The following is a 13,131-nucleotide window of genomic DNA, read 5'->3' on the forward strand; positions in this document are numbered from 1 at the left end:
TTTTTACCCTCCATTCCCCTATACCAAAGCCCTGCTCTTTTAGCCATTGGAATTAAATGGCTCTGTATCCGACTAAAAAGCATTTGTCAGCTATTTCTCTAGCTGTTTTATATAAGGCAATCTTGTTTAAAAATATTTAACGTCTTATCCTCTGCCACCCAACCTTATTTTATAAAGATAACCAATAATAACCTTATTACATGGTATTTTTGCATCAAAAGGCGAATAACCCGATAGGCATTTTTAGAGAGTTGTCCATTTCTATTAAAATATTCATCAGAGGTAAAATTATTTTATAATAATAAATAGATTTATCCGATTTTCAAAAATCATCCTGATGTTAAGTTTCTGTAAATTGAATATTATTTATTATATTCTATAATAATACCTCTCTGTATTTTTGTAATTTTTATTGCAAAAATGGCTCTTTGATTTAATAAAAAACAAGGCACAGCTCTTCATTTATGGATAATGCAGCCCCATGCATATGAATTCTTCTCTTTTTAGTGATTCCCTTGTTATTTTGGGGGCAGCTGGGCTGATTATTCCGGCCTTTGCCCGCTTTCGAATATCCCCTGTTATTGGTTTTATTCTGGCTGGTGCAGTTCTAGGCCCCAAAGCCTTGGGCTCACTTGTCACCGAATATCCATGGTTAAAACATATCACTATTTCTGATCCTGACGGTATCGAGCCTTTTGCGGATTTCGGTATTGTCCTGATGCTTTTCTCCATCGGCATTGAATTATCGTTTAAACGTCTATGGGCAATGCGTCAGGCTGTCTTTGGTCTAGGAACTGGAAAACTTTTGGGATGCGGCTTCCTCATTGGGGCTGGCCTTTATGCTTTGGGCGAAAATTGGGCGGGTGCCATCGGGATGGGACTGGCTCTCAGCGTGTCGTCAACCGCTTTGGTGCTTCCTCTAGTGGGAACAACGGGGCCAGTCGGGAAAAACGCTTTTGCTATTCTTCTTTTTGAAGATCTTGCTTTGGTGCCGATCATCTTTGCCTTGGGTGCTATGGCACCTTATGGACAAGATAATCGCTGGGACGGATTGATTGCAACTATTTGGCAAGGCGGTGCCACCGTTATTGCCATTCTGGTTTTAGGACGTTTTGCGCTTCCCACGCTTTTCGCGCAGGCTGCCAGAACCAAAAGCGCTGAAGTTTTCCTGTCTATCAGCCTATTGGTCGTTATTCTAGCGTCTGTTGCTACCAGCGCTATGGGGCTCTCGCCGATCGTTGGAGCTTTAACCGCAGGTCTTTTAATTGCTGAAACCGATTATCATGTCGAAGTCGAGATGGTCATCCTACCTTTCCAACGACTGGCGCTTGGTGTGTTCTTACTCACCGTTGGGATGAGCCTCGATCTCCGGCTTATCATGGCGAATTGGCAGGCTTTAGCTTTGGGTGTTGCTGGCGTTGTTATTGTGAAAACACTTGTTACCAGCACACTTTTACGGTTGAGCCATGTCCGACTAGCCACAGCCGTTGAATCTGGTTTGCTGATGTCAGCACCGTCTGAAACAACTTTGGTTATTTTGGCAACCGCTAAACAAGCACAGCTTATCATGCCATCGACGGCAGCTTTTTGGGAAATTGTTACCGCTATCGGTCTGACGATTACGCCTCTTCTTGCGAAAATTGGCCACAAAGTCTCGCTCAAGCTCACCTTACGCGAGCATAATTTGACTTTACCCTCCAATGAGGAACCGATCGAAGATATCGAAAATCATACCATTATTGCGGGTATTGGGCGCGTCGGGAAAGTCATTGCAGATGTGCTGACGTCAGAAAAGAAACCCTATCTTGCGATCGATTCCGATATTGATCTGGTTATCAATGCGAAAAGAGACGGCTATCACGCCACTTTTGGCGACATCAGTAATCCAGTATTCATCCAGCAATTAGGGAACAAGATCAATGCTGTGGTGCTTGCCATTAACGATCCTGTTTCTATGGTCAATGTGGTGCATCGACTGCATACCATCTATCCTGATTTAACGATCATTGCCCGTGCCAGCGATTCCCGTCATGCAGCACAGCTTTTTAGAGCGGGCGCGACCGATATTGTGGCTGAAACCTTGGAAAGTTCTTTGCGCTTAGCAGAAGCCACTTTGATTTCTCTTGGCGTGTCAACCGGTCATGCGGTTGCGGCTATTCACGACAAACGCGCATCAATGCGTGAAAATGTCCTAAAAGCAGCAGAGGAAGGCAATATGCAAGCGATCAGGCACACGCCTAGCATTATGCCTGAAGCATAATTTTTTCAAAAATCACTTACCCATAAAAAAGCCCTGAAAGATTCAGGGCTTTTTTTACACCAATGAAATGCGTGTTAGGCTTTTTCTAAAAGGGCTTTCACCGCTTCCAAAGCTTTGGCCGCATCATTTCCGTTGGGGCCACCACCTTGAGCCATATCAGGACGACCACCGCCGCCTTTACCACCCAAATTTTCGACAGCCGTCCGAACAAGATCAACAGCGCTTATCTTGTCCTTCAGACTATCACTTACCCCAATGGCCACAGAAGCACGCCCTTCATTAACCGTGATGAGCGCAATCACGCCGGATTCAATGATCTTCTTATTTTCGTCAATCAAACCACGCAGAGCTTTAGGATCAAGCCCTTCGATAACCTGACCGATAAACTGATATGAACCGACTTTTTCGGGGGCTGCATTATTACCGCCCTGCCCGCCATTGGCATTAGCTAAAGCCAAGGCTTTCTGAGCCTCTGCCAGAGCGCGTTCAGATTTACGGCGCTCGTCAAGGATAGCAGCCGTCCGCGTCGGAACTTCTTCCGGCACCGCTTTCAAAATAGAGGCGGTTTCACGTAACAGACGATCACGACCGACCAACCACAATCTAGCTTCTTCACCTGTAACGGCTTCAATACGACGGATACCCGAAGAAACGGCGGTTTCACTGACAATATGGAATAAACCAATCTGGCCTAAATCCGATACATGGGTGCCACCGCAAAGCTCAACAGACCAAGAAATTTCCTCATTCTGATCGTTAAGACGTGATCCCATGGATAAAACACGGACTTCATTACCGTATTTTTCACCGAATAAAGCCATAGCGCCCGCTTCAACTGCGGATTCCGGCGTCATCAGTCGGGTTGTCACAACAGAATTGTTCAAAATTTGCTGATTAACTTCGGCTTCAATTGCGGCCAATTCCTGATCCGTCAAAGCTTTCTGATGAGAAAAGTCAAAGCGCAAACGCTCAGCAGAAACCATACTTCCCTTCTGGGAAACATGCTGTCCTAACTGGTCACGCAAAGCAGCGTGCAGCAAATGGGTTGCCGAATGATTGGCACGCAAACGGTTGCGATGATTGATATCAACTTGCAACTGGATGTCATCACCAATCTTAATCTCGCCCTTTTCGATTTTAGCGATATGGGCATGAATACGACCTAACGGTTTTTGCGTATCGGTAACCGTGATTTTCAGATCGTTATTACCAGTGATAACACCGATATCGCCTTTCTGACCGCCACTTTCACCATAAAAAGGCGTCTGATTGGTGATGATGGTGACGTCATCGCCCTGTTTGGCCGTTTCAACCCGCTTACCGTCTTTAATCAAGGCAATGATTTGACCACTGCCCTTTTCAGCGGTATATCCGGTAAATTCGGTGCCACCCAACTGGTCAGCAATATCGAACCAGATTTCATCCGAGGCTTTTTCGCCTGATCCTTTCCATGCAGCCCGAGCGGCTTTCCGCTGTTCTGCCATGGCTGCATCGAAACCAGCCTGATCAACGGTCAGATTCCGCGCTCTCAAAGCATCAGCCGTCAGATCATAAGGGAAACCATAAGTATCATAGAGTCTAAAAGCGACCTCACCCGGTAAAGTGTCACCACTTTTCAGATGCTGGGTTTCGTCTTCCAAAATTTTCAGACCATTAGCCAAAGTCTGGCGGAAACGCGTTTCTTCCAAGCGCAAAGTTTCTTCAATCAAAGCCTTAGCTCTGACCAATTCAGGGTAAGCCATACCCATTTCAGAAAGAAGCGCTGGTACAAGCCGATACATCAGAGGCTCTTTGGCACCGATCAAATGGGCATGACGCATGGCGCGACGCATAATACGACGCAAAACATACCCACGGCCTTCATTGGCAGGCAAAACACCATCAGCAACCAAGAAACCAGCGGCTCGCAGATGATCAGCAATAACCCGATGGGAAGCCTTAAACTGACCATCCGTTGCCGTCTTGGTCAATTCCCCCGAAGCTGCAATCAAGGCCTTAAAAGTATCGGTATCATAATTGTCATGAACGCCTTGCAAGACAGAAGCAATGCGCTCTAGTCCCATACCCGTATCAATGGACGGTCTCGGCAAATTCAAACGGGTCTCGGCATTGACCTGTTCATATTGCATAAAGACGAGATTCCAGATTTCGACAAAGCGATCACCGTCTTCATCCGGCGATCCAGGAGGGCCACCCGGAATTTCGGGGCCATGGTCATAGAATATTTCGGAACAAGGGCCACAAGGTCCCGTATCACCCATTGACCAGAAATTATCAGAAGTCGCGATTTTAATAATTCTGTCTTCAGGTAATCCGGCAATTTTGCGCCACAGATTAAAGGCTTCTTCATCGGTATGATAAACGGTCACGCAAAGGCGTTCTGGATCAAGACCCCATTCTTTGGTGATCAACCCCCATGCCAGTTCAATGACGCGTTCTTTGAAATAATCACCGAAGGAGAAGTTACCCAACATTTCAAAAAAGGTATGATGGCGGGCGGTATAGCCGACATTATCAAGATCGTTATGTTTACCACCAGCACGGACACATTTTTGCGACGATGTTGCGGTTTTATAGGGACGACTTTCAAGACCGGTAAACGTATTTTTGAAAGGCACCATCCCCGCATTAACAAACATCAACGTCGGATCATTTTGAGGCACCAAGGGTGCCGATGGTACTATCCGATGGCCATTTTTTTCGAAATATTCGAGAAAAGAACGGCGAATTTCATTCGTTGTTATCATAATGAGGCCCCCAACACTGCTGACCGGAAGTTTTATTGCCAGCAGCCATAGCACCCGATGGGCATAAAAACAGTATAAACAGACGAAAAAATACAGGGTATGCGTATTTATTTTACGCATACCCTCTTCAGATCAGGATATTATTTTCCGATATGGGCGCAAGTCTCACCTGCAGCCTGAAGCTGGCTACAGAAGCTATTTGCCTGCCCCCCCGCTGTCGCCCGTAAACGATAAAAGGTCTTTTCACCGATCTTCACCGAGATGATCTGATGCGGCAAAGGCTTGATCCAGCTATAACGCTGCGTCAAATGAGACCAAACTTCATTGGCTTTGGCTTCACTACCAAAGGCACCCAACTGGATAACGCCTGCACCTGCTGGCGCCTTTTTGGCTTCATCTGCTGGATGAGCATCATTGTGAAGATTGCTCATCACACCCGCAACGGAATCTTCGCGGTTTTTGGGTTTTGCCACTTCGGCCGGATGTTCCGCTTCCGGCTTTTCAACTTTTGCAGTCGGTTTAACCACAGCAACAGGCGGTTTTTCACGTTCCGCAACCTTAACCGGATGCTCGGCGGGTTTAACTTCTTTTTCGTGTTTCACCGGTGCTGCTGGACGTGGGGCTGCGGGATGCGTTGCGGTTGAATGACGGGTATCGCCCGTCATATCTGACATTTCCGGCTCATTTTCTACAACATCAGGCCGCGTTTTTGTGACCGGTGCGGGGGCTGAAGGCGGTGGCGTGATAGGCTGTTCAGCCTGTTTCGGCGCGATCGTCATCGGCTGTTCTGGCTGTACGGATGTATCAATGGATGAATTGATATCCCGCCCTTCGCTGGCGGCATAGGCTGATTCACCTTCGCCTTCGATTTTCATCCCACCCGGCTCGCGGGGCTTGGTTTTATAGGGGCCAGGCTCCGCCGTAATCACGGATGCATTACCGCTTACGGCTGGTGGACGATGGAACCACCAATACAGCCCGATCCCTAATAAAGCCAAAGTCAGTAAAGCAACCAAGGCGACAATAACGATCTGGAAAATATTCCCGCCATGACCATTATCGTCATCTTCTACGGGTTCCAGCCATGGCAAGCTATCATCTTCATCGCCATCATCTGCATCAGCCGAATGATGATCATAAAAATCACTGCTGTCATCTCGGGACGAACCATGCGCATTAGACCGGCCAAATGGTCGGTTATAGCTATTATTCTCTTGTGGCCGGCCATGAGAATTCATGGCATCATGCTCCTGATCTTTATCATCCATTCCCTACATCTCCTCCGAAGCATTGACGCCGACTACGCCAAGCCCATTTCTGATAACCTGACCAACAGCATCAGCCAAAGCCAGTCTGGCCGCTGTTTTTGCTGGATTATCCGGCAACAGAAAACGTCGGTCAGGATTATCATTACCTTTATTCCACAAGCTATGAAAATCCGCAGCCAAGGTGAACAGATAAAAAACGATACGATGTGGTTCATGCGCGACAGCCGCCGCCTCAATCAGACGCGGGAATTGGGCAGCCTGCTGAATCAATGCCAATTCTTCTTTATCAAGCAGATTTAAATCCGCTTTTTCCGGCAAGGCTATGGCCTCGGATGCAAGCCGCCGATGCAAAGAATGCACGCGGGCATGAGCATATTGGACATAAAAGACCGGATTATCTTTTGAGGCTTCGATTACTTTTTCAAAATCGAAATCCATTTGGGCATCAGCTTTGCGGGTCAGCATTGAAAAGCGGACAACGTCGCGCCCTACTTCTGATACGACATCCGCAAGGGTAACGAAGTTACCGGAACGCTTCGACATTTTGACCGGCTCACCGCCACGAAGCAAATGCACCATCTGAACCAGTTTCACATCCAACGGGACTTTATTCTGGGTCAAAGCCGCAACGGCGGCTTTAATCCGCTTAACCGTTCCGGCGTGGTCAGCCCCCCAAATATCAACTAATTGATCAGCAGTCGCTGCTTTTTCGGCATGATAAGCGAGGTCAGCACCAAAATAGGTATAGCTGCCATCGGATTTCTGAACAGGCCGATCGCTGTCATCACCAAACTTAGTCGCACGGAACAAAGTCAGTTCGACAGGTTCCCAATCTTCCGGCGTTTCGCCTTTCGGGGCTTCCAAAACCCCTTTATAGATCAGACCTTCTTTTTCCAGTTTGTCGATCGCTTTTTGGACGATGCCCGCTTTATGAAGCGCCGCTTCTGACGTGAATTTATCGTGATGAATACCCAATAAGGCCAAATCATCGCGGATCATGTCCATCATGGCTGCAACGGTTGTTTCACGGAACAAAGTCAGCCATTCGGATTCGGGTGCGTTGAGGTAACGGTCGCCATATTTTTCAGCCAGTAATTTACCAACTGGAACCAAATAATCGCCGGGATACAGACCTTCAGGAATGGTGATTTCTTCACCTAAGGCTTCTCGATAGCGCATATAGGCCGAACGTGCCAAAGTCTGAACTTGCTGTCCGGCATCATTGACATAATATTCGCGGGTTACTTGATAACCTGCAAAATCAAGCAAAGAAGCCAAGGCATCCCCGACCACAGCACCCCGACAATGGCCCATATGCATAGGCCCCGTGGGATTTGCCGAAACATATTCGACATTGACGCGCAAATTTTGTCCTATATCGGAACGGCCATAATCTTGACTCTGTTCCAAAATATGGGTCAATTCTTTCCGCCAGCAATCATCGGTCAAGCGAATATTGATAAAGCCGGGGCCTGCGATTTCAACAGACTCAACCCCTTCCAACTGGGATAAAGGTTCAACCAGTTTTTCAGCCAAAGCGCGGGGAGCCGTCTTCGCTGCTTTTGCCAATACCATAGCGGCATTGATAGCCAAATCTCCATGAGACGGGTCACGCGGCGGCTCAACAGCAACTCGACTACGATCCAGACTGGCCGGTAACAGACCTTCGGCCTCAAAGGTATCAAGAATAGAAGAGAGCTGCGCAGCAAAATGGCGATAAAGGGTCACGGTTAAAATAATCCATCAGACAAATAATGAAAAAGCAAAAAAAACAGCCAAAGCTACTATCCCAAGCCTTAACCTGTTGTTGCCAAAAGGCTCTAATCTATTTTGCGGAACAATCAAATCCTGACTAAAGCCTCTCAAGGGCATTATTATCAATCTTTGAAGAAATAAATCTATTTCAAAAAGGATAAGCGACATCCTTTTTAGACCAGATCGAAGGCACCGATATCTTGATGATAGCGTTTTAAGGCATAATGATCCGTCATACCGGCGACATAATCAACAATATGTCGTTGCCGATCAATTTCGTTATCCGGCCAATTTTCTTGCCAATCATCCGGCAATAATCGCGGATTATCCTTATAAAGCGCTACCAGTTCGGAAATAACATAAGAGGCGCGCTCCGCAATCGGTAATAATCGGGGGTGATGATACAGCTTTTGATACATAAATTTTTTAAACAAACGCTCATTCTTGGTCATCTCTTCTGAAAAGCCGACCATTGCTTGAGGCATCTGCCGGATATCCGTTAGATGCTTCGGTTTAAAAAGGGCAATCCGACGGCGGGTCTCATCCAGCGAATCATTTACCATTCGACCGATCTGCTCACGGATCAATTCAGCAATTAACTTTTTCCCAGTTAAATCAGGGTAGCGCGTTTTTACGGCTTGCCATGTTGGGGCAATCAAAGGCTGGGCAACGACTTCTTCAAGATCAATCAACCCTGCCCGCAATCCATCATCCAAATCATGGTTATCATAGGCGATATCATCGGACAAAGCCGCGACTTGCGCCTCTAATGATGGCCAGCTTGTTAATTCCAACGGAAAAGCATCATCCACCGCCGACAACGCCCAATTCGGATGTCTTATCGGGCCGTTATGCTTGGCTAAACCTTCCTGCATTTCCCAAGTCAAATTGAGACCCGACCAACGCGGATAAGGCGATTCCAAATGAGTCAGGATGCGGAGACTATGGGCATTATGGTCAAAACCGCCAGCCTCTTTTAAAGCCTGTTTCAAGACATTTTCGCCAATATGCCCGAAAGGCGGATGCCCTAAATCATGCGCCAGACACAAGGCTTCCGTTAGGTCTTCATTCAACCGAAGCACCCGCGCTATCGTCCTGCCGATCTGGGCAACTTCTAAACTATGGGTCAATCTCACCCTAAAATGATCGCTTTCCGGCGCGATAAAAACCTGTGTCTTATAACGGAGCCGTCGGAAAGCCATAGAATGGATAATCCTGTCACGGTCGCGTTGAAAAGCATTGCGGGGGCCTCTTACGGCACCCTTCCCTTCATCATGTAATCTGCCACGGGATAATTCGGGATCGGCGGCATAAGATGCAAATTTTGTTTTCATTATTCTATCATGACCCATGTCATCGGGCGTTTACAAATAACGCATAAAGACCACAGTCAAAAATAGAAAATGATTTTCAAAAACAAATCACCTTCATAAAACAGGCTTATCCCCCCAAATGACTGATAACGCTTTTAGAGGCTGTTTTTGGCTGCTTTTTCTGGTCATAGAATTGACTGATAGCAATGGAACCCGCCACTGCAAAAGCAATAGGAATCAGAAAATCATGACCGGTTCTTGCAAATTCGATAACCAAAGCCATCGCCGTAATGGGCATTTTCATTGAACTCGCTAAAAAAGCGGCGCCCCCAATAATAGCAAAGGCACCAATAGGCACTGGCGGTAACCACATATTCCATAGATGGCCAATAACAACGGCTAACAAAGCTCCGAAACTGATACCGGGGGTCAATAGTCCTCCATAAGCCCCCGCCCAAAGTGCCAGAAAAACAGCCAGCATTTTAAAACAGAATAACGTGCCAGCCTTCATACCGGATAAATTGTCATTAAAAGCCAAGCTTACAGGCCCCTTGCCGTTACCCAAAATTTCAGGAAACCATATAGACAATAGGCCAATCGCGGCAAAACAGAGGATAGCCACCAAAGCTAATTGACGGTTATCCTTTATTCTGCTGGCGGTTATTTTTTGCGACCAAAACCGAAAATAATGGGCAGCAATCCCAAAAATAGGCCCTGCTAGTAATGCCAATAGCATTAAACGGGTATCAACCGGCCATGCAGGGACGTGATAGACCATGCTATTTCCCAGAAGAATCCATGCCATGCGCGCCGACAAAGCCGAGGTTAACAAAGCAACAATCACAACCGGACTAGCCCATGTCATCAACAAGGCTTCCAAAGCAAATAAAGCACCACTAAGCGGCACATTATAGACCGAAGCCAATCCGGCACCTGCCCCACAAGCCACTAAAATTCGGCGCTGATTTTCGGATAAGCCACCCCAAAAGGCAAATCTTTCACCAATCAAACTGCCCAATTCCCGCGGAGCCACTTCCCTTCCCAAAGGCGAGCCAAGGCCAACCGTCACAATCTGCAAAAGGACGTGAATAATAGTCGTCCAGAAAGGCATCACTCTTTTATTGGCGGCAACGGCTTGCGTAATCGAAACCAAAGGCGAGCCAAAATAACGCAGCAAGCCCCAGCCACCACCGACAACAGCCCCACAAAAAACAAGCACTTCCAACCGCCTCAAAGGTGACGCGGCCATGCTCCCTTTTAAGAAGCTTTCCTCACTAATGACATGCTGCAAGCTATAGCCATAAGCGATATGTTGCACGGCATGCAGTATCCATGACAAAAGCATCCCGCCCAATCCGGTTAAGCCGCCCACGGCAAGACAGGCAAGGCCATAGCGTATCTTCATTTTGCCGTCAGCCTTTCTACAGTGACACCTTTCCGAGACGTAAACTGAATCGTTGAAAAACCATGTTTTTTTAGCTTGTTCACAAAATCTTGCGCCTGTTCATCTGACGAAAACGGGCCTGCCAGCAAACGATGCGATTTATGCCAAGGCGAAGTCCATGGCTGCGTTGTTTTTAACAAAGGATATTTGGTTAATAATTTTTGCCAGACGGCAAGAAGATTTGCCTTATTTTCGCCACTGGCAACCTGAACCCAATAGCGCTCACTTGTGGCCTCATGAGCTGATTTGGTGACGGATTTGGCCTCAGCGGCTGCTTTCGTCTCGACGACAGTATGGTTATTTTTCTTTTCTATCGTGGTGGCTTGGCTATTCGCTGACAGGTCTTTTTTCCCGTTCAGCGTTTTGGGATTTTTCTCACTGACCTCAATCAGCAGATTACCCGCCTTTTTCGCACTACTTTTTTCAGCTTTTTGATCAAGTGCTTTTTGCTCGGCAATACATTGATTGATCTTTAAAAGCTCAACCTTGCTAGGTGTTTTAGACACATGAGCAGTCTTTGCTACAATTTTCCCTTTTACTGCCTTTTTAGCGGGTAATTTAAGGCTATTTTCAATATTTATCTTACAATAGGCCTTTAACTCCGCCTCGCTTCTAACCGGCGTTTTTTTACTGATCGGCAATGTTTTTTCAGAAGTTTTTTCCGGCACAATCGGCGTAGAAGCTATTTTACTTTTTAGCTTCGGCAGCACGGGTGATACCGTCGGAGCCGGAACAACAGCAGGCGAAACGGTTACGGGTGCAGCATTTGTCTTTTCGACAACATTACCTCTTCTTGATTTTAAAAGAACTTTGGGCGTAGGTGGCTCTCTATCCTCGTCTTTGACTGTCAAAGGCCTAATCGGATCTTCACCGACTTCTGGGCGTGGCGCTTGCGGAGCCAGCGGCATGGGTTTTTCTGATGTAACGTAATCTTCAGACGTTGCCGGAATGCTATCAATATTAAAATCTGAAACCGGCTCTTTAGTATCAGCAGGACCCGATTTGTCATTTTCAGCCCAAAGAGATTGCGAGCTACCGCCCTTAACTTTCATATCCCCGAAATGCACTGCTGCCGCTTTTTCTTGAGCTGACAGCTGGGGCAAACGGCTTAAAAATGACGCCATTGTCTCGGCAGAACCAGCAGGCATCGTTGATTTGATAATAGCATTAGCTCCAGCGACATCGCCGGTTAACGCTAATATCAAAGCACGCGTGCGCCATGCAGCCCGATTTTGTTGTCTTAGCTGGCGATCAATCAAAGCAAGGGCATTACTGGCATGTCCGGCAATGGCTTGAGAAAGAGCAAATCGCCTCTCAGTCTCATCATCAGGATGAGATGATAAAGCCATCGTATAGGCGGCTTCGGCTTTGGCTTTATTGCCTAATAAATCATAGGCCAGTCCGCTATCACTAGCGACAATAGATGCCGGAATACCATTCGACACTGCCTCATGAAAATATTTCAAGGCCTGTTGCGGTTTTTCCTGCTGGATAAAAATCGATCCTAAGGTGGCTTTTACTTTCCCATCATGGGGTGCCAATGTCTCGGCACGGGACAAAAAACCATAAGCGGCGTGAAGGTCGCCCGCCCGATAGGAAGCCAGACCGGCTCCAATTAAAGCATTGGTATCATGAGGCTGCGCTGCCAAGCGGCGCAAATAAACAGTCAAATCTGCCTTATCGCTACCGGTCTCATTCTCGGCTATTTGCGCCTGTAAAGAAACTGAATAGCAAGGGATGCCCGTCAAAATCAGAAAAGACACCCAAGTAGATTTAACGATATATCGTATCTTACTATAGGATGCCTTTTGAACGTTTGCCGATATGCGGGTGCCGACAAATTCGGACGGAACGGGCTGCTTCCCAAAACCGCCATTCTTAGAATCTTTTATCTCGATAGCCATAGTAACGTAAAAAGCTAACTGTCTTTGTGAACGCAAGCATAAAACGACAAAAAAGGCAGAAGATCGGATTAAATATATTTTAGTGGTCAGAAATGAAGCTAAATTGATGCCGTCTGTGGCCACAGATAAAAAACAGGCCGCTCACCGAATATGAACGACCTGCTTCTTTTTTGAGTCTAAAAAGATCGAAAATTTTAGGAGTTACCCTGACGATTCAAGAATTGAGGGATATCGACACGGCCACGGTTTTCAGTGCTGTCTTTACGATCAGCTCCACGGGCAATGTTAGACATCCGTTCAAATAAGGTGCTACCTTCTCTTGCCAGCCTCGGAGCCGGACGGGTCGGCTCGCTATTCCAACCAGCATTAGAATTCTGGTTAAAATCGCTTTCCTCGACGGACGGAGAAGCCGCTTTTAAATTATCTTTTTTTTCGACAGG

The 13,131-nt window shown here is 46.9% G+C and carries 7 protein-coding genes and 1 pseudogene; 1 reads left to right on the forward strand and 7 read right to left on the reverse strand.

All coding sequences use genetic code 11. The features are described 5' to 3' along the window. Nucleotides 1–481: 481 nt before the first annotated feature. Entirely contained in the window at nt 482–2,260 is a 1,779-nt protein-coding gene (locus tag LDL18_RS06790; protein WP_296508065.1) for a cation:proton antiporter, read from the forward strand. 74 nt (nt 2,261–2,334) lie between these two features. Here the strand turns inward: LDL18_RS06790 and alaS are convergent, their stop codons facing one another. From alaS to LDL18_RS06825, 7 genes and pseudogenes are all read right to left on the reverse strand, one after another. Beyond that, nucleotides 2,335–5,007 (reverse strand): alanine--tRNA ligase, encoded by a 2,673-nt coding sequence (gene alaS / locus LDL18_RS06795; protein ID WP_296508067.1) that lies wholly within the window; start codon nt 5,005–5,007, stop codon nt 2,335–2,337. 140 nt (nt 5,008–5,147) lie between these two features. Continuing rightward, nucleotides 5,148–6,275 (reverse strand): SPOR domain-containing protein, encoded by a 1,128-nt coding sequence (locus tag LDL18_RS06800; RefSeq protein ID WP_296508069.1) that lies wholly within the window; start codon nt 6,273–6,275, stop codon nt 5,148–5,150. 3 nt (nt 6,276–6,278) lie between these two features. Beyond that, the gene (gene argS, locus LDL18_RS06805) at nt 6,279–8,003 is read right to left on the reverse strand and encodes an arginine--tRNA ligase (RefSeq protein ID WP_296508071.1); all 1,725 of its coding nucleotides are present in this window, start codon (nt 8,001–8,003) and stop codon (nt 6,279–6,281) included. Between the two features lie 200 nt (nt 8,004–8,203). Then, on the reverse strand, nt 8,204–9,382 hold the full coding sequence (locus LDL18_RS06810) for a deoxyguanosinetriphosphate triphosphohydrolase (RefSeq protein WP_296508073.1): 1,179 nt from the start codon (nt 9,380–9,382) through the stop codon (nt 8,204–8,206). Between the two features lie 88 nt (nt 9,383–9,470). Then, nucleotides 9,471–10,748 (reverse strand): chloride channel protein, encoded by a 1,278-nt coding sequence (locus LDL18_RS06815; protein WP_296508075.1) that lies wholly within the window; start codon nt 10,746–10,748, stop codon nt 9,471–9,473. Then, the gene (locus LDL18_RS06820; RefSeq protein WP_296508077.1) at nt 10,745–12,814 is read right to left on the reverse strand and encodes an SPOR domain-containing protein; all 2,070 of its coding nucleotides are present in this window, start codon (nt 12,812–12,814) and stop codon (nt 10,745–10,747) included. Before LDL18_RS06820 ends, LDL18_RS06815 begins: the two co-directional genes overlap by 4 nt. A 71-nt stretch (nt 12,815–12,885) precedes the next feature. Next, nucleotides 12,886–13,131, reverse strand: a pseudogene (locus LDL18_RS06825) (cell division protein FtsZ); the annotation flags it as partial.

The sequence above is a fragment of the Zymomonas sp. genome, from assembly GCF_020216885.1.
GTDB lineage: Bacteria > Pseudomonadota > Alphaproteobacteria > Sphingomonadales > Sphingomonadaceae > Zymomonas.